Genomic DNA, 17,863 nt, shown 5'->3' with positions numbered 1-17,863 from the left:
TAACGTTTGAGTTATGCGGCGACTGCGAAGCAGCCGTCCGGTGGAGCCAGCATAGCTGGCGGAACGCACATGAATGATTTGTTATATGGCGCGCTCAAAGTAGCGAGTAAACCACTAACGCAAAGCCGAAACAGACGGTTAAACCCACACTGCTTACGACCAATGCAAATTGCTGGGCTTTGGAAGTTATCCGTATTGCTTGGTAGGGCCACCCCGCAACGACAAAGATAAATGCCAGGCTGCTTAACATTACGCCAATTGCGAACCAGTGGCGCTGGGTTACGAGAATAGCCGCCCAAGCAATGTATAGGCTGTGGCCGACTACCAGAATTCCACGGAGCCAGCTTGGAACTAAACGCCCCGGTAAACTGCCAGTGTCGTGCCGTTCATGCATCAGCGTAAGACCATATAACTACAATTTGTGAGAAAGGGTCTTGATAATCTTTGAGAAGTTTGGGTTTGATGTTCTTAATGTGCACTAAGTCTCTGAATTCTCCCACTGTTTGATTGATTTTTTCTTGAGCGGAAACGCGCTTGCGCTTTGTAACACGCTGAATTCCTACATGATAAAGGGATTGTTTCTGACTGAATAGGCTCGGAATCCGCGCTAGATTCGAGGGATATGAAAACGGGCGAAACGAGATGGCCGGGCCGCGGTTGATGGACCGGGTGCGGGAAGTGATGCGGGTGCGGCATTACAGTCTGGATACCGAACGCTGCTACTTGGAATGGATTCGTCGTTTCATTCTTTTTCACGGCAAGCGTCATCCGGCCGAGATGGGCAAGGTCGAAGTGGAGGCATTTCTCACCCACCTGGCTGTTAACCGCGGGGTTGCGCCGTCCACGCAAAATCAGGCGCTGCATGCCGTGTTGTTTCTCTATGCCCAGGTACTGGGGGTGGACCTGCCGTGGCTGGACGAGGTCGTTCGTGCCAAGTCGCGTCGGCGGCTTCCGGTGGTGTTGAGCGTGGGCGAGACGCGCGATCTTCTGCAGCGCGTCTCGCCACGGCAATGGTTGGCGGTGGGCTTGCTATACGGTGCCGGGCTGCGGGTGACCGAATGCTTGCGCTTGCGCGTACATGACCTGGACTTCAGCCGGCACACCATTCGGGTGCTTGCGGGAAAGGGGGGCAAGGACCGGTTCACTCCGATGCCGCAGGCTTCTCTGGAGCCTCTGCGGCAACAATTGCGGGTGGTGCGGGGCTGGCATGAACAGGACCTGGATCGCGGTCTGGGATGGGCGAAACTGCCACGCTCTTTGCAGCGCAAATTCGGTGCGGCCACGCGGGAATTGCATTGGCAGTACCTGTTTCCCAGCCATCACCTTTCGGCGGATCCCAGGTCGCCGGATCGCCAGTACCGATGGCACGTTCATCCTTCGACGCTACGCAAGGCGATCGCGCGGGCGGCACGCGAGGCGAACATCTCAAAACGTGTCACCTGCCATACCCTGCGTCACTCTTTTGCCACGCACCTGCTGGAGTCGGGGACGGATATTCGCACCATCCAGGCGCTGCTTGGGCACAAAGATGTCCGCACCACGATGATTTATACGCACGTCATTCAACGCGGCGCTCTGGGAGCCTTGTCACCGCTGGATCAGTTGCCGCAAGGCGCAGATGCGCCGGGTTGTGTGAGCTGAGCCGGTTAATGGTTTGCGCGGTCGGCGGGCGAGAGCCGGGGCGGCCCGGCTCGTGCTCAGGCTCGGCCGGCGACGCGGTTGTAGATCCAGGCGAACAGGGCGCCGCCGATAGCGCCGTCCACGACGCCGTAAATAGTGCCGGTGATGATGGCGCCGATGCCGGTACCGGGTTCGTAACCGGGGTAAATGGAGGCGGCTAGGGCGAGAAAGGCCGCTCCGTATTCCGGGTCGGCCTGGTTGGCGATGGAGACCACCAGCATGGCTCCGCCCCAGAGCAGGGCGGCTGCGGCGGCCAGGGCGGCGACGTTGATTCTCATGGGGTTCTCACTTGCCGGAGCGTCGGGAGTGTATTTTCAGCATAGGCGATTGCCGCGGCCGGTGATGGAATCGGGTTAGCCGAACACGCCGTGGACGAACCAGCCGCGGCATGGCTTGTATTCGTGGAAGGCCCACAGGGTGCTGCCTTCGGCATCGCGCACGACGAAGTAATCGCGGCGGCAGTCGCGGCCGTCCCACCAGCCGCTTTCGATGCGTTCGGGGCCGGCCAGGATGCGGTAGTGCGCGATGTCGCAGCGCCGGGGTTTGTGCAGCAGCCAGGACGGGCGATGCGCCAGTGCGGTGGTTTCGCTGTGTTCGTCCAGCGCGCGGGGGCGCCAGCTGTACTCGGGGCGGTGGTCTTCGATGCCGGTGACGCCGCTGACGGCATCGCGGCCCAGCCGCGCCTGCAGCCGTTCGGCCAGCCGCTCGATGTCCTGGCGTTGCTCGGCCGGACTGTCGCGGAACAGGCTGTGCTGGCCGGCGGCCAGCGGCAGCAGGTTCGTGGCCTGCAGGCGGATTTCGCGCACGGCCTGCGGCAGGCGCAACCGTTCCAGCCGCTCCCGGGTCAGGCGCAGCAGACGCTCGGCGTCCTGGGTGGGCGACTGGGTACCGACCCGCAGGCGGGTGTCGTCGTGGTCCTCGTGGCGCAGGGCGATGTCCAGCGCCTGCACCGCGGTGTCGCCGCCGCGCAGTACGCCGCACAGTTCTTCCAGCAGACGTTTCAGCGGAAACGCCAGGGCCTGGGTGGCGTTGATCTCGGCTGGCAATTCCAGCCGCCGGTCGAAGGTTTCCGGCGGGTGCCAGGCGGGCCGCGGGTCGGGGCACAGGCCCAGCACCCGGTCGAGGGTGGCGGCGGTGGCCGGCCCGAAGCGCCGGGTCACGGCTTTGCGCGGCAGCCGCAGCAGGTCGCGCAGCGTGCGGAAACCCATGCTTTCCATCGCCCGGATCTGCGTGGGTTCGACATGCAGACGGTCCAGTGGCAGTGCGCCGAGCCGGGTTCGGATCGCGCCGCTCGAGTCGAGGTGCAGGGCTTCGCCGGCTGCCAGCCAGGCGGCTTCCGGTGTGGGCGCCGAACCGGCACGGGCGTGGTAGCCCAGCCGGCCCAGTTCGCGTTCCAGCCGTGGGCCGAGTTCCTCCGGTGGGCCGAACAACCGCTCACTGGCGGCCGCTTCCAGCCACAGTGCGCGGCGCGCGTCCATCCCGCCGCGGAGCGGTTTGCCGTCGCGGGTCGCGCGGTCCGTGCCCGCTGGCAGGCTGACCTGGCTGCTGTACTGGTAGCACCACGCGGCCAGGCCCTGCAGCGCTTCGTATTCACGCCGGAGGTCGCGCGGCAATACCTGCAGGGTATCGAGAATGCCCTGGGCGGCGGCGGCCGGCATGCCGGGGCGAACGCCGGCCCGGGCGGCTGCCGGGTTGCAGTCGAGAAGGACGTCGCTGCGGCCGATCGTATCGCTGATCGCCACCGGTGTTTCCGGCCGGGCCAGGCCGCGGGTGGCCAGGTCCAGAGCCAGGTGCGGCAGGCGCAGCACCAGCCAGCAAGGTGTTCCAGCAGTGTTCTTCGGGGGGAGCATGGCCCTCAGTCTGGCACTGCGTCGGCTCATATCCTGAGAACGGGGTCAGTTGAGGGGGGTGGAATCCGCCTCGGGCCGGCCAGAGGCGGCGGGCGTTCGCGGGTCGTTCGCTTCGGGTTGGGTGGCGGCATGCCGCGGGGCGGCCTGGCCGAAGGGGTGGTGCGGTGGCAGCCAGGTCGGCTGGCGCGGGCGTTCGCCACGGCATTTGAGGATGTCGACGCGGGTGCCGTCCCGGCCGGTGGCGTCGCACGCCGGATCGTCCGGCCGGGCGGCGGCATTCAGGCGCAGGCGCAGTGCTGCCGGCGAGGCGGCCGTGGCCGCGTCTTCCGGGCGGAACAGAAAGGCCGGCTTGGCGCCGGCTTCGGCCGCGAGTTGCAGCCGCCGCAGGCGGGCGAAGCCGACGGGTTTGCGCCAGCTCAGTTCCGGCCAGGCCAGTACGGCGCCACCGCGGCCGGCGGCCAGCGCCTGCTCGCAGGCCCACAGGGATTCCTGCGCGCCCTCGGTGCGTACCCACAACACGCGCTCCAGCGCCAACCCGCGGCCGTGCAGGGCGGCGGGATAGGGAATCCACGGCGGGTCGATAAACACCAGCCACTGGCCGGCCCGGCTCAGTTGCGCCAGCGCCGGCAGCAGCACACTGAATTCTCCCAGGCCGGGCCGGGCCGCGATCAGTTCGGTCAGGGCGCCCACCGGCCAGCCACCGCCGGGCAGGCGGGCATCCAGCCGGGAATGGCCAGTGGCCAGGGTCTGCTGGCTGCGGTTGGGTTCGCGCCCGCGCCACAGTTGCGGCGCCTGGTCGAGCAGGGTGTCGATGGCGGCCGAGCGGCTCATGGGAACGCACTCATGGCGACACGTGATTCATGGGGAGGAGCTCATGACAAGGGGCTTATGGGGCAGGGCGGTTCGTGGGGCATGATTCAGTGGTCGAGATGCGGGCGCACCACGCCCACGCCCAGGCCTTCGATGATCAGTTCCTGGCGGCGCAGGTCGACTTCGATGGGTTGGTAGTCGATGTTTTCGGGCAGCAGTTGCACGCGGTGACCGCGGCGCAGGAAACGTTTGACGGTGACCTCGTCGTCCAGCCGGGCGACGACGATCTGGCCGTTGCGCGCTTCCGGGGTGCGGTGCACGGCCAGCAGGTCGCCGTCGAGGATGCCGGCGTCCTGCATGCTCATGCCTTCCACCCGCAGCAGGTAATCGGGCCGTTGGGCGAACAGTGCCGGGTCCACCCGGTATTCGTCCTCGATGTTCTCCTGCGCCAGGATCGGGCTGCCGGCGGCCACCCGGCCGACCAGCGGGACGGCGCTGCCAGGGCGGGTGGGCAATTCGCCGGCGGCCAGCGGCAACAGGGTGATGCCGCGCGAGACGCCGGGCTCGATGCGGATCACGGATTTCTTCTCCAGCGCGCGCAGGTGGGCTTCGGCGGCATTGGGGGAACGGAAACCGAAGTGGTTTTTCAGGTCTGATCGGGTGGGTGGAAATTTATTTTTTTCAATGAATTGGGATATAAACTTAAGAATCTCTCTTTGTCTTTTTGTCAGCTTGGGATCGGACATTTCGGGGGCCTTTGGGCGGGTTTGAGGCAGTTTTGGGTATGATGTAAATATATACAGCACTGTATGAATGATCAAGGGGTGGTGGGGTCAGGGAGGAAAGGGAGGAATGGGGTCAGAGTAAAAATTGCTTGAGGGCGGTGGTGGTTGTGGCGGGGTCAGGAGATACGTGCTCTTCGGGGGACTCTGAAATGGGAATTTTTACTCCGACCCCGGTCGGTGCTGTGTGCTTTCTGGCTTCGATTGGTGCTGTGTGCTTTCTGACTTCGGTCGTGCTGTGTGTTCTCTGACTACGATCGTGCTGTGTGCTCTTTGAACCCGGTCGTGCTTCTGACTTCGGTCTGTTTTCTGTCCGTGGCCGAGATCTCGGGTCCCGGGCGCGGGTGTGGGAGTGGGTGCGGATCGAGGAGTTGCCGGTTCGGTTGTCTACCAGCCGCCGCCACCGCCGCCTCCGCCTCCGCCGCCGGAGAAGCCGCCTCCGCCGGAACCGGAGCTGGAGCCGGGGGCGGTGGAGGCCGAGGCGATGGCGGATGAGATCGAGCTGCTGAAATCGTCGCCCAGGTGGTTCAGTGCGCGGACGCCGCGGAAGCGGCCGCTGTACCAGTTCGGCTGATAGCCGGCCTCTTCCGGGGCTTCCGGCAGTTCGCGGGCGAAACGCTCGCACCAGGCATTCTCCACGCCCAGCGCGTAGGCGTAGGGCAGGAAGTTCTCGAACACCTCGGGGGTCAGTTGCGGCGAGCTCATGCGGTTCAGGCGGTCACGCTCGGCGGTGCCGAGGTACATTTTCAGACCCTCGATTTCGTCCATCACCCGGCGGCCCGCAGGCGTCGGTGCGCGCAGCAGCCAGATGAACAAACTGTGCAGGGCCAGGGTCAGCAGCACCCAGGGAATCCACACCGCCGGACCGCCGTCGAATACGGCGGCGATCAGGGCCGCGAGCGCCGACATGGCCAGCGGCGGCACCATGTGTACGAGGTTCAGTTTGAACAAGCGCCCCTGGTATTCCTTTTTCAGTGCGGCCTGCAGTCCCGTGCTGGCACTCTGGAAATCCTGGTGGTTTTCCTGGTCCATTTCGATGCGAGCGCCCGCGCTCGGCAGCAGCGCTTCCAGCACCGCGCTTTCCCCGGGGGTGGGCCGGGTGTCGGCGCCGGCGCTGGCCGGGACGGTGCGGGTCAGGGTGAAATCGGGCTTGCTGAGAAATCCGCCGCCGTCCTCGTCGATGCGCACGTGACCCTTCACCGCCAGGCTGATGATGGCGGCGGTGAAGGCATTGCGGTTGAAAGCCATGTCCAGCACGTAACGGCAGGCGGCGGGTGAGAGCCCCCGGGGCGGCTTGAAGCGCGGGATGATGATGCCCCCGCGCGGATCCCGGCCGACCCGGTCCCAGGCCTGGTAGTACCAGGCCAGCGGCGCCAGCAGGCCCAGCAGCAGTACGATGGCGGCGCCATTGTCGCGGATGAACCAGTGCAGTTTCTGCATGCCGGAAGGCTCGTCGATCAGTCCCTTGGGCCAGGCGGCAAGCACCGAGAGGCCCTGGCGTGGCGCCAGGCCCCGGGTGGTCTCGAACTCCACCGTGCGGGCATCGACGATTCCCATGCGCGCATCCCCGCCGCGGGCGCCGAAAGCGCCGGTCCAGGCATTCAGTTCCAGTTCGTCCACCGGCAGATTGAACGGCAGCACAATGCGCGCCGAGGCGTGGTCGATCGGAAACACCCAACCGTTGCCGGTCACGTTCCACCACAATTCGTCGTGATCGTCGAAGTAGCCCAACTGGCGGTTGGTGACGAAGCGCAGGGTGTAGGTATGACGGCCGTGGCGCAGCATGCGATTGGCATCGCCGATGTACAGGCGCACGCCGTTGGCGTGATCCTCGGTGTGCCAGGGCTCGGGCTCGCCGTTGCGCAGCACCGAGTCGACGATGAAGTCGACCCGGTAGTGATTGCCCAGCGGGTCGCGGTAACGGGTCGGAAAGTCGCGGTAGATGCCGCGGCGGATTTGGCGTCCCTCGGCGGTGACCTCGATGGTTTCGGTCACGGTGATCGCGCCGTTGGCGTGCACCTGCACGTCGGCGTGGTAATCGTGAATGCGCTCATCGGCCAACACGGCCTGGAACGGCGCCGCGATCAACAGCGCGGTAAAGACGAGCCGGCGCGTGAAGGCTGAGCCGATGCGGAAGAAGCGGGCGGAGCGGACGGCCATGCCTCAGTCGCCGCCGAGCTCGACAGCGGGCGCGGCGCGCTGGCTGGCCAGCTCGATTTCGAAGAACGCGGCCGTGCCGAATCCGAACAGACGGGCGATCAGCATGGACGGGAAGCTCTCGACGGTGTTGTTATTGTCGCGCACGCTGCCATTGTAATAGCGGCGCGCGTACTGCAGGTGCTCTTCGATTTCCACCAGGCTGTCGTGCAATTGCTGGAAGCCCTCGCTGGCTTTCAGGTCGGGGTAGTCCTCGGCCAGCGCGAACAGGCGGCCGATGGAACGCGACAGGCCGGACTCCTCGCGCTCGCGGCGGCTCATCGGCATGATGTCCTGCGCCCGCAGCCGGGTGACCCGTTCCAGCGCGCCGGATTCGTGCTGCACGTAGCCCTTCACGGTGGCCGCCAGGTTGGGCACCAGTTCGTGGCGGCGCTGCAACTGCACGTCGATGCCGGCCCAGGCCTCGTTGACCTGGTTTCGCAGACGCACCAGGCGGTTGAAGGTCACCACGCCCCAGGCGAGAAGGGCGGCCAGCAACACGGCGAGAATCCATTCCATCCGGCCAGCCCTAGTATTCCAGCTCGAGTGCGTCGCACACGAAGCGGGTCAGAGGCGCGGCCCGCTGGAAGCCCTGCGTGACGGTGTCCGGAAAATCAGCCGACAGGGCCGCCTCAGGTTCGGCTTCGCTCATCACGTAAAAGCTCTTGCGCTTGAGGTCTTCGATGTGCACGTGCTCGGCATTGAAACCGCGCGGCGGGCGCTTCAGGGATTCGCCACGGATGCCGCCAACTTCCCGCACCTTCTTGGCGTTCTTGATGCGCGCCCACGAGCGGGCGTTGTCGGCGATGAAATCCCGAATCGCAGTCAACTGGGGCCCGGGCGGGCGCCAGATGCCGCCGCCGAAATGCAGGCCCTCGGGCTCCAGGTGCACGTAGAATCCCGGCGCGTGCACGCTTCGGCCGCGCTCGTGGCGGAACTGGCAGGCGGCGTGGGTCTTGTACGGCGTTTTGTCCTTGGAAAACCGGGTGTCGCGGTAGATGCGGAACATCGATCCGCCATGGGGTTTGGGATTGGCCCGGTAGTGCTTCGAGATCGACCGCAGCCGCGGCTGCATGGCGACGATGAAGGCGCTCATCGGTTCGACCACCGATTCCAGGTAACGCGCTTTGTGATCATTGAACCAGTCGCGACTGTTATTGGCTCGCAGATCCTCGAGAAAACGGAACAGGTCTGCGGGAAAACCGCTGAATTCAGTCATGGCACGGCCTTGTCGGCATCGCGTTGCCCCTTACCGCCGGATGCGGCGGTTCAGTGATCTTCATCCGTGTCGAACTGGACGGGCCCGGGCAGGGGCCGGCGCACCACGGCGCGGCCGCTGAAGTAGGGACCCGGGAAGTGGTAGTAGGAATGGAAGGGGTAGTAGCCCCAGTACGGGCCGCCGCGGTAATACGGGAACCAGAAGGGGTCGTAGGGATAATCGTGGTGGACGATCACTTCCCGGCGCTCCTCCCACAGCACCAGTTCATCCACTTCAAGCACCGGGTAGCGGTAATCGAATGCTTCGATTTTGTGCTCCTCGATGGTTTCGATTCGACCGGTCAGGGTGACCTCGCGCCCTTTGGCGAACACCTCGGGGTCGTAAAAACCCGGCTTGCAGGCCATGAAACGGCCAGCGGTACGGTCTTCCAACCGCGGCCGCAGCCCGGTGCCGAGGTCGCGCGAGAGTATTTCGAAACAGGTTCGGTCCGCCTCGTTGCGAACCCCCACGATCACGCCACCCCAACGTACGCTCTGGCCGAAGGCCGAAGGCTCGACCCGGGCCGGTGAAATGTCGGCGTATTCGCCCTGTAGGCGGGGGGGCACGGTGGAGCACGCAGCCAGTGCCAGCAGGGCCGCCATGCCGATCAGGATGTGCAATGCTCGTCTCATTTCAACTCGCAGAAGAGGGTTCGTGCTCGAAACCGGAAAAGACCGGACCACAACCCGTGTATTTTACATCATGACGTTGAATCACTGTCTGCCGGCCGGGTTCTGTCCGGACGGAACTGGCGCACCGCGCGGCGGATTTCATCCAGACGCGGGGGTTGCGGGCTGTAGCGATAACGCGTGTACAAATCCGCGATTCGTTGAATGTGCTGCGCGGCGTCGGGAAGTCGGACCGCTGCGTCGGAGGCGAGTTCCATCGCGCCTGCCGAGGGCGGGTAGACACAACCGGCTTTGCGCAGGCGCTTGAGAAATCTCTGCCACGACTGCTGCAGCGGATCGCGCCGGTTGGGGCCCCGGGTGCGCAGTGCCAGCGGCAGCAACAAGGCGGACAACAGCAGCAACAGGCCAAACAGCACGGTCACCAGCTCGCGCGGGTGCATGTGATCGATGCCCAGCCCTTCAAACAGGCGGGACTGGCGCTCGGAGCCGAACTCGATCACCCAGTTGTTCCAGCGCTGGTTGAGCAGGTCGACGCTGTTGCGCATTTCCCGTACCCAGCCGAAATCGAGCATGTGGCGCGGCGCCGACAGGGCATCCAGTGAACCGCGCTCCACCCGTGAAGGCGAGACCGCCGCGGTCGGATCGAAGCGGGTCCACCCCGATTCCGGAAGCCACAACTCGACCCAGGCGTGAGCGTCCGACTGGCGCACCAGCAGGTAGTCGCCGATATCGCTGTACCAGCCCCCCTGGTAGCCGGTGACGATGCGCGCGGGCACGCCGGCCATGCGCATCATCACGGCGAATGCCGAAGCGTAGTGTTCGCAATAGCCCACCCGGGTTTCGAACAGGAAATCGTCCACGGCATCGCGGCCCAGGGTCGGGGCGTTGAGGCGGTAACGGAACGGCTGTTCGTTGAAATGCGCCAGAATCCGCCGAATCAGGGCCCCGGTGCCACCGCCCTCGGCCTGCCAGCGCCGCACCAGTTCGCGGGTTCGCGGGTTGCGCTTGGCAGGCAGTTCAACCGCCATCGATCGCAGGGTCGCGGCCAGTTCCGGACTGTCCACGAAATCCGGGTTGGATGCCATCTCGTATTGCGTCAACTGGATCACCGGCTGGCGGCGCACCAACTGATAGTCCATGGTCAGCCGGGTCTCCTCCGGCGTGAAGGTCGGGTAGTCGAGGGCGAACAGCCATTTGCGCTCGTTGGGTTCGAGCTGCACGCTATAGCGCCACGGCGCGTCGTTCTCCGGCGGCCGGGTGGCGGCCTCGATGGAGCGGCCGTAAAAACTTGAACTCCAGGTGTTGCCGTCGTAATGCCAGAACACCGGTCCGCGCCAGTACAACTCCGACTGGGCCGGAATAGCGCCTTCGAACTCCACGCGAAAGGCCGGACTGTCGTCCAGAAACAGGTCCTCGATCGAGCCCGGGGACATCGAGTCCGACAGGCCGCTCTTGGCGTCGAGGGTGGTTTCCGGCACTCCCCACAGTGGCGAGCCCCAGCGCGGAAACAGCAGGAAGAACACCAGGCACACGGGCAGAGCCAATGCCAGCAGGCGCAGGCTGAACCCCAGTTCCGCCCGGATGGGCGCGCGGACATCCGGTGCCGCGGCTGGTCCGAAGGCTTCCTGCCGCTGCAGGTGGGTCAGTGCGATCAGTCCCACCACCAGCACGGCGCCGCCGTACACCGGCATCAGGATGTTCTGGCTGAACAGGAACTGGGTGGCGCACAGAAAGAAGCTGAAGCTGACGACAATGCGGGCGTCGCGGATGCGGTGGCATTCGAGCAGTTTCAGGGCCAGCATCGCCGCCAGCAGGCTCACCGAGGCGCGACGTCCGAACAAGCCGCCGAAGGAAACCGCCAACGCCACCAGCGACAACGCGGTCGCGCCGTAACGCACCATCGGCCGTAGCGGCTTCCAGTGGTATACGTCGTACGCGTAGCGCCAAACCAGTGGCGCCAGGCACACCAGCGCCACCCCCAGCGGCATGCGCTGCAATTGTGGCAGCAGGGCCACCGCCAGGGTTGTGGTGGACCACAGCATCGCCTTGCGGTCGAGGCGCTTCACCGGTCGTTTCCGTCGTGGCCGTGCAGGGCCAGAATGCGCAGGCAGGCATCCCTGTGCTCGTCACCCAGATTGGCCGGCAAGGCGTCGGTGGGGAGTTCCAGAGCGTAGGGAATCTGCTGGCGCTCTGCGCGCAGAATCCAGGCGGTGAGAATGGACAGCCGGGTCTCCGTGTCGCCTTCACCCATCAGGTACCAGTTGAGCTCGCAGGCCTGCTCCTGCGGCGTTTCCATTTCACGCGCGAACAGCCGGCCGTGGCGCGCGCTGGCCCGCCAGGCGATCATGCGCAGCGGATCACCGGCACGGTACTCGCGCAAGCCGTGAAAATGATCGCCTTCGCCGGCCTTGGCCGTGCCTTCGTCACCGCGGCCGGTACGTGGCAATGGTGGCGGATGCGGGTGCGGAGTCGGATAGACCAGGCAGCGGGTGCGCGGAATCATCACCGACCAGGCGCGAAACAGGCCCAGCGGATAGCGGTTCTCGAGTCGGAAGGCCGGCATGTCCAGCCAACCGCGCCGGGGTGCAGGCTGACGCAATACCAGGTGGGTGGTTTCCTGCGGGCCGATGTCACAGGTATCAGCGGTATCGCCCATTCGCGCCTGCAACGCGAACCGGTGGCGCGGTTCCGGGTTCTTCAGGTAAATGCGAAAACGGGCCTGCTCACCGGCGAACACCGGTTCGGCCGCGATGGTGGTCACCGTGAGGCCGACCAGGTTGCGATAGACCAGCAGAGTGGTGATCTGGGCGATCGCCCCCAGCAGAAAACCCATCAACAGGGCCATGTTGTTGTTGAAGTTCAGGCCACCGAGCAACAGCATGACCAACAGGCCCCCGAACCACGCGCCGAACACCGTCGGCATCACGTAAACGTGGCGGTACTCCAGGGTCAGCGGCAGGTCGAGGGGGCCGCGGCGCCGGCGCACACGTTCCTGCACCCACAGCTCGAAACGCGGGCCGGGGCGCCATCGGTCGAACGTGGTTGCCAGTGAAGCCATGGCCCGCCGGTACCCGGACCGCCTCAGGGTATGGGTAGCTGATTCAGCATCTCGACGATCTGCTCGTCGGGACTGTCGCTGTAACCTGAAATGGCGTTGAGGCGGTGTCGCGCCAGCCATGGGAACACGGCCTTGACGTTTTCCGGGGTCACGAAATCCCGCCCTTCCAGAAAGGCGTGCGCCCGGCTGGCGCGCAACAGGGCGAGCCCGGCGCGCGGTGAAAGCCCGCTTTCAAACCATTGATCGTTGCGGGTTTCCGCCAGAATGGCCTGGATGTAATCGAGCAGATCATCGCTGACGTGCACCTGTTCACAATCGGTCTGCAGTGCCAGGACATCGTCCGGGCCGAGCACGGTCTGCACGTCCTCGAGCAAATTGGCGCGGTCCTCGGTGGTGAGCAGTTCACGTTCCGCGGCCGGGTCGGGAAACCCCAGCGAAATGCTCATCAGGAACCGGTCGAGCTGCGAATCGGGCAGCGGGAAGGTGCCGATCAGGTCGAGTGGATTCTGCGTGGCCAGCACGAAGAACGGCTGCGGCAGCGCATGGGTCTCGTTCTCGATCGTCACCTGGCCCTCGGCCATGCCCTCGAGCAACGCGCTCTGGGTCTTGGGTGTGGCGCGGTTGATCTCGTCGGCCAGGATGATCTGGGAGAAAATCGGGCCGGGATGCAATTCGAAAACGTCCCGCTCGCGCTTGTACACCGACACCCCGAGAATATCGGCCGGCAACAGGTCGCTGGTGAACTGGATACGCTGGTAATCGGATCCGACCGTGCGGGCCAGGGCATGGGCCAGGGTGGTTTTGCCGACACCCGGCACGTCTTCGATCATCAGGTGGCCACGAGCGAGCAAACAGCAGAAGGCCAGGGTGACCTGCTCTTCCTTGCCGAGCAGGATGCGGTTGACGGCCGTACGGGCCTGACCCAGGCGCTCCCGCCGGAGCATTGCGGTGTCGCCGGCCAGTGGCGCCTCGGCGCCCGGGTTATCCGTGCTCATCACGGTACTGTTCATGTGGCTGAATTCCCTTTTTATCACGTACGAAGCCTGATCGGGTTCCGTACCCGGCGGGCATTGCGCGTCTCGGGCCTCGTGCCCCTTCAAGCCGCCGAGTATAGCAAATGCCCGCCGCGACACCCGGGAACGGGCCGGCTCAGGTTATAGTTGCGCCCACAACGGTCAGGAGGGAAGTACATTGGAAGCGAATCGTGCCGGCAGCAACGGCGCCCACAACGCCGACCGCGCACAGAGCCGCCGCACGGCGCTGGTTCTGCCCGGCGGCGGCGCCCGCGGCGCCTACCAGGTAGGCGTGCTGCGCGCCATCGCGGAACGGATCGAGCCCGGCTCCAACCCCTTTCCCATCATCTGCGGGGTGTCGGCCGGCGCCATCAACGCGGCGTCACTGGCCAGTCATGCCGACGAATTCGTCACCGGCATCGACCGGCTTGAAGAATTCTGGTCGAGCATGTTCTGCGGGCGCATTTACCGCACCGACGCGCTGGCCGTGTTGCGATCGGCGCTGCAATGGGCGGCCTCCCTGCCGCTGGGGGGGCGATGGGTGCCGCATCCGCCCTCGCTGCTGGATAACCGGCCACTGCGCCACTTCCTGGAATCAGCGTTACAGCTCGAAGGCATCGACCGTTCAATTCGCAACGGTGCGCTGCACGGCGTCGCGGTCACCGCGTCGGGATACACCTGTGCTTCGGCCGTCAGCTTCTACCAGGCCGCGCCGTCGGTGGAGCCCTGGCAGCGGGCGCGCAGGTTCGGCCAGCCGGCGTCCCTGGCGGTCGATCACCTCCTCGCTTCCGCCGCCTTGCCGCTGATTTTTCCGGCCGAACGGATCGGGCAGGAGTACTTTGGCGACGGCGGCATGCGCATGATCACGCCGCTGAGTCCGGCCATCCACCTCGGTGCGGATCGCCTCCTGGTCATTTCCACACGCGACGAACATCCGGATCCGTCGCCCGAGCATCCGGCACCGTATCCGTCGCTGGGCGAGATCGGCGGGTATCTGCTGGACACGATTTTCATGGACACGCTCAATTCGGATCTGAATCGCCTGAATCGGATCAACCGGACTCTCTCACTGGTGCCGCCCGAGCGCCGGCCGGAGACCGGGCTGAAACCAATCCGGTCGCTGGTGATCCGCCCGTCTCGTGATCTGCGCACCCTGACCCGCGACCACGTCGCGAACATCCCGCGCGCCGTGCGTTTGCTGCTGCGCAGCCTGGGCGGCTGGGGGCGTGATTGGCGGCTGGCCAGTTACCTGCTGTTCGAGGCACCGTACTGCCGCGAACTGATGGCGCTCGGCTACCGGGATGGTTGCGCGATGGAGGACGTCCTGCGCGGGTTTCTGGAAGGCAGTGACACGCCAGTGCCCGCCGGGCTCGAAGCCTGAGCGGAGCGCGGCCACGCCGGCCGCGCGATCGGGATCAACCGGTACCGACGGCCGGGCGAAAAGCCGGTTCCTCGAATCCCTCGATCCGGCTGCGCGGAAAATCGTCCACCTGGATCACTTCACGGGCGGCCTGCTGAGCCAGGCGCACCAGGGTGGCCTGTTCCTCGGTGATGACACCGCTTTCCACGGCGCGCTGCACCAGCGGCTCGTAATTCTCGAAGGTAACGGGTTCGTTCAGTGCGTTGCGAATGGCCTGTTCGGCGTTGGCCGAGGCGACCACCAGATGAAAGGCATGCAGCACCTGGCCGGCCGGATCGTCGCCATCCGACTGGTAGACGCCCGCGACCAACCGGTCGCGAGCCTCGTTTTCGGACAGGATCACCCGGGCGGCCTCTCGGCCGACCCGGTCGGACGGCTGGGCATATGGGCGCCCCAGCGGAAAGATCAGCCAGCGCACCAGGCTGCCAACCCCGGGCAACGGAAGATTACGCAACACGCCCACCAGGCTTTCCTGGATCGTGTACAGGCTGTCGTCCATGGCCCAGCGCAACAGTGGCAGATCGTCCTCCGGCCGGCCCTGGTCCTCGAAGCGTTTCAACATGGCGCTGCCCAGGTACAGGTGGATCAGGGCGTCGGCCAGCCGCCCGGAAAGTTTTTCCTTGAACTTGAAGCGCCCACCCAGGGTAATCAGCACCAGGTCGGAAACAAAGCTGAATGCCGCGCACATCCGGGTGAGTTGACGAAAATAGGTTGCGGTCGGACCGCGCACCGGCGCGCGCGTGGCAAAACCACCGCTCAGTCCCAGCATCAGAGCACGCACGAAGTTGCTGATCACATGCCGCACGTGGCCGAACAGGGCGCGGTCGAACGAACGTCGCGCACCCGGGCGCGGGTCGGATACCGCCTGCATTTCCTTGAGCAACCAGGGATGCGCACGAATCGCGCCCTGGCCGAAGATGATCAACGACCGGGTGAGGATGTTGGCGCCTTCGACCGTGATCGAAATCGGCACCGCCTGGTAGGCGTGCGCCAGGTAGTTGGACGGGCCGGTGATGATGCCCTTGCCGCCGTGTACATCCATGGCGTCGTTGATGCACACCCGGTTGCCTTCGGTCAGCTGGTACTTGAGGATGGCCGACAGCACGCCCGGCCGGTGTCCCTCATCGAGCGCCACCAGGGTGAGATCGCGGGCCGCGTCCATTCGGTAGGTGCGGCCGGCGATGCGGGCCAGCGGCTCCTCGATGCCCTCGAAGAATCCGATCGGCACGTCGAATTGCTTGCGGATACGCGCATAGGCACCGGTGAGCAGGGCGGCCATCTTGCCGCCGGCCGTACCCAGCGCCGGCAGCGAAATGGCGCGGCCGGCGGCCAGGCTCTGCATCAACATGCGCCAGCCCTGGCCGATACGCTCGCGTCCGCCGATGACCCAGTCCAGTGGAATGAAGACGTCGGTGCCCCGGGTGGGGCCGTTCATGAATACCGCACCCACCGGCATGTGACGATTGCCGATTTCCACGCCGGGCGTGTCGGCGGGCACCAGGGCGCAGGTGATCCCCAGTTCACGCTCGCCGCCGAGCAGGCCGTCGGGGTCCAGCGCCTTGAAGGCCACACCCACCAGGGTGGCCACCGGCGCCAGCGTGATGTAGCGCTTGTTCCAGTTCAGCCGCAGGCCGAGCACTTCCTTGCCCTGGTACATGCCCTTGCAGACCACGCCGGTATCGGTCATTCCGGCTGCGTCAGAACCCGCGGCGGGGGAGGTCAGGGCGAAGCAGGGGATGTCCTCTCCGCTGGCGAGGCGGGCGAGGTGGCGTTTCTTCTGTTCCTCGGTGCCATAGTGCAGCAGCAGTTCGCCCGGGCCCAGGGAATTGGGCACCATCACCGTCACGGCCGCGGTGAGATTGCGGCTGGCCAGTTTCATGACCACCGCGGAGTTGGCCTGCGCGGAGAAACCGTGTCCACCGTAGGCCTCGGGAATGATGAGACCGAAGAAACGGTGTTCGCGAATGAACTCCCACACCTCCTCGGGCAGGTTGCGCCAGGTGTCACAGATTTCCCAATCGTCGAGCATGCGGCACAGTTCTTCCACCGGGCCGTCCAGGAAGGCCTGTTCCCTGTCGCTCAGCGCCGGCGCCGGCATCTTCAGCAGCGACCGCCAGCGCGGCCGGCCGGAGAAAATCTCGCCGTCCCACCACACGGTGCCCGCATCGAGCGCTTCCTGCTCGGTCGATGAAATTTTCGGCATGGCCTTGCGGAACAGGCTGAACAGCCGGTCACTGATCAGCAGCCGGCGCAGCGGCTTGATGGCGAAACCCAGCAGGGTGACGGCGATGATGCCGTGGGCGAAGCGGAACCAGCTGGGCACGTAAAACAGGTGGCGCAGCTCGGTCCAGATCACCGTCAGGCTGACCATGATCGCAATCGCGACCAGTAACGACACGCGGTTGTAGGCCAACAGCAGTACCGTCAGTAACAGTACCGCGAAATACAGGATTTCCATTGTTCGACCTCGCGCCGACCGGAATGGGTCGTTTCGGGTTTGTCGTTTTCGGCTTCCGGGATCAGGGCGTGCTGTGCGGGCGCGCCGCCGGATTCACCTGTGCTTATGGGTCTTCATCATAAGTAGCGGCGTTTGCCGGAGCAAGGCGCGCCGAGGGTTCGATTGAACACCGACGGCCATCCCCGTAGAATTGGTGCATTGTGTCCGGCGTTTTTGCAGACCGGTTCGGAATTGCCAGGAAAGTATTCAATACAACGAGTTAAAAGGAGTTTTTAAGTGCCCATCGAGAGAACGCTTTCGATCATCAAACCCGATGCCGTCGCCAAGGACGTGATCGGTGAAATCTATTCCCGTTTCGAACAGGCCGGCCTGAAAATCATCGCCGCCCGAATGAAGCAACTGAGCCGTGAAGAAGCCGAGACCTTTTACGAGGTCCACCGCGACCGGCCCTTCTTCACCGCCCTGGTGGAATTCATGACCTCGGGGCCGGTAATGATCCAGGTTCTGGAGGGCGAAAACGCCATCGCGCGCAACCGGGAACTGATGGGCGCCACCAATCCGGCTGAGGCGGCTCCGGGCACGATCCGGGCGGATTTCGCCCAGAGCATCGACGCCAACGCCGTGCACGGTTCCGATGCGCCGGAAACCGCCCGCGTCGAAATCGCCTGCTTCTTCGGCGACGACGACATCCACTCGCGCTGAGCCGGCT

15 protein-coding genes are annotated in these 17,863 nt (G+C 65.1%); 3 read left to right on the top strand and 12 right to left on the bottom strand.

Annotation, left to right across the window (positions count from 1 at the left end):
- The first annotated feature begins 642 nt into the window (after positions 1 to 642).
- On the top strand, positions 643 to 1,641 hold the full coding sequence (locus V3330_RS12240) for an integron integrase (RefSeq protein WP_354695707.1): 999 nt from the start codon (positions 643 to 645) through the stop codon (positions 1,639 to 1,641).
- 56 nt (positions 1,642 to 1,697) lie between these two features.
- On the opposite strand, the gene V3330_RS12235 is transcribed toward V3330_RS12240, so the two are convergent.
- The 11 genes from V3330_RS12235 to V3330_RS12185 form a co-directional block, all read right to left on the bottom strand.
- Complete coding sequence (locus V3330_RS12235) at positions 1,698 to 1,958, bottom strand: hypothetical protein (RefSeq protein ID WP_354695706.1); 261 nt, start codon at positions 1,956 to 1,958, stop codon at positions 1,698 to 1,700.
- A 75-nt stretch (positions 1,959 to 2,033) separates the two neighbouring features.
- Positions 2,034 to 3,530: a Y-family DNA polymerase gene (locus V3330_RS12230; RefSeq protein WP_354695705.1), complete on the bottom strand. Its 1,497-nt coding sequence runs from the start codon at positions 3,528 to 3,530 to the stop codon at positions 2,034 to 2,036.
- A 45-nt stretch (positions 3,531 to 3,575) separates the two neighbouring features.
- Positions 3,576 to 4,361 carry a translesion DNA synthesis-associated protein ImuA gene (gene imuA / locus V3330_RS12225; RefSeq protein WP_354695704.1) on the bottom strand — a complete coding sequence of 262 codons (786 nt, stop codon included), beginning with the start codon at positions 4,359 to 4,361 and terminating at the stop codon, positions 3,576 to 3,578.
- Between the two features lie 86 nt (positions 4,362 to 4,447).
- Positions 4,448 to 5,086: a transcriptional repressor LexA gene (gene lexA, locus V3330_RS12220; RefSeq protein WP_354695703.1), complete on the bottom strand. Its 639-nt coding sequence runs from the start codon at positions 5,084 to 5,086 to the stop codon at positions 4,448 to 4,450.
- Between the two features lie 423 nt (positions 5,087 to 5,509).
- A complete protein-coding gene (locus V3330_RS12215) occupies positions 5,510 to 7,282 on the bottom strand; it encodes a DUF2207 domain-containing protein (RefSeq protein WP_354695702.1) in 1,773 nt (590 codons plus the stop codon).
- A gap of 3 nt (positions 7,283 to 7,285) precedes the next feature.
- On the bottom strand, positions 7,286 to 7,837 hold the full coding sequence (locus V3330_RS12210; protein ID WP_354695701.1) for a LemA family protein: 552 nt from the start codon (positions 7,835 to 7,837) through the stop codon (positions 7,286 to 7,288).
- Between the two features lie 10 nt (positions 7,838 to 7,847).
- Positions 7,848 to 8,537 carry a DUF2461 domain-containing protein gene (locus tag V3330_RS12205; protein WP_354695700.1) on the bottom strand — a complete coding sequence of 230 codons (690 nt, stop codon included), beginning with the start codon at positions 8,535 to 8,537 and terminating at the stop codon, positions 7,848 to 7,850.
- A gap of 50 nt (positions 8,538 to 8,587) precedes the next feature.
- Positions 8,588 to 9,208, bottom strand: a complete 621-nt coding sequence (locus V3330_RS12200; RefSeq protein ID WP_354695699.1) for a Slp family lipoprotein — start codon at positions 9,206 to 9,208, stop codon at positions 8,588 to 8,590.
- A gap of 68 nt (positions 9,209 to 9,276) precedes the next feature.
- Positions 9,277 to 11,271 (bottom strand): transglutaminase TgpA family protein, encoded by a 1,995-nt coding sequence (locus tag V3330_RS12195; protein ID WP_354695698.1) that lies wholly within the window; start codon positions 11,269 to 11,271, stop codon positions 9,277 to 9,279.
- A complete protein-coding gene (locus V3330_RS12190; protein ID WP_354695697.1) occupies positions 11,268 to 12,263 on the bottom strand; it encodes a DUF58 domain-containing protein in 996 nt (331 codons plus the stop codon). The genes V3330_RS12195 and V3330_RS12190 overlap by 4 nt, the downstream gene beginning before the upstream one ends.
- Positions 12,264 to 12,286: 23 nt before the next feature.
- The gene (locus V3330_RS12185) at positions 12,287 to 13,207 is read right to left on the bottom strand and encodes an AAA family ATPase (protein ID WP_354695716.1); all 921 of its coding nucleotides are present in this window, start codon (positions 13,205 to 13,207) and stop codon (positions 12,287 to 12,289) included.
- Positions 13,208 to 13,454: 247 nt separating this feature from the next.
- On the opposite strand from V3330_RS12185, the gene V3330_RS12180 reads away from it, so the two are divergent.
- On the top strand, positions 13,455 to 14,657 hold the full coding sequence (locus V3330_RS12180) for a patatin-like phospholipase family protein (RefSeq protein ID WP_354695696.1): 1,203 nt from the start codon (positions 13,455 to 13,457) through the stop codon (positions 14,655 to 14,657).
- A 34-nt stretch (positions 14,658 to 14,691) separates the two neighbouring features.
- Here V3330_RS12180 and V3330_RS12175 read toward each other — a convergent pair whose 3' ends face one another.
- Entirely contained in the window at positions 14,692 to 17,154 is a 2,463-nt protein-coding gene (locus V3330_RS12175) for an acyl-CoA dehydrogenase (RefSeq protein ID WP_354695695.1), read from the bottom strand.
- 276 nt (positions 17,155 to 17,430) lie between these two features.
- On the opposite strand from V3330_RS12175, the gene ndk reads away from it, so the two are divergent.
- Entirely contained in the window at positions 17,431 to 17,856 is a 426-nt protein-coding gene (ndk, locus tag V3330_RS12170; protein ID WP_354695694.1) for a nucleoside-diphosphate kinase, read from the top strand.
- Positions 17,857 to 17,863 lie beyond the last annotated feature (7 nt).

It is taken from the genome of Elongatibacter sediminis, assembly GCF_037892215.1.
In the GTDB taxonomy this organism is placed as follows: Bacteria; Pseudomonadota; Gammaproteobacteria; order Xanthomonadales; family SZUA-36; genus Elongatibacter; species Elongatibacter sediminis.
The sequence above is the reverse complement of the archived record's forward strand: the minus strand, read 5'-3'. Positions and strand labels throughout refer to the sequence as shown.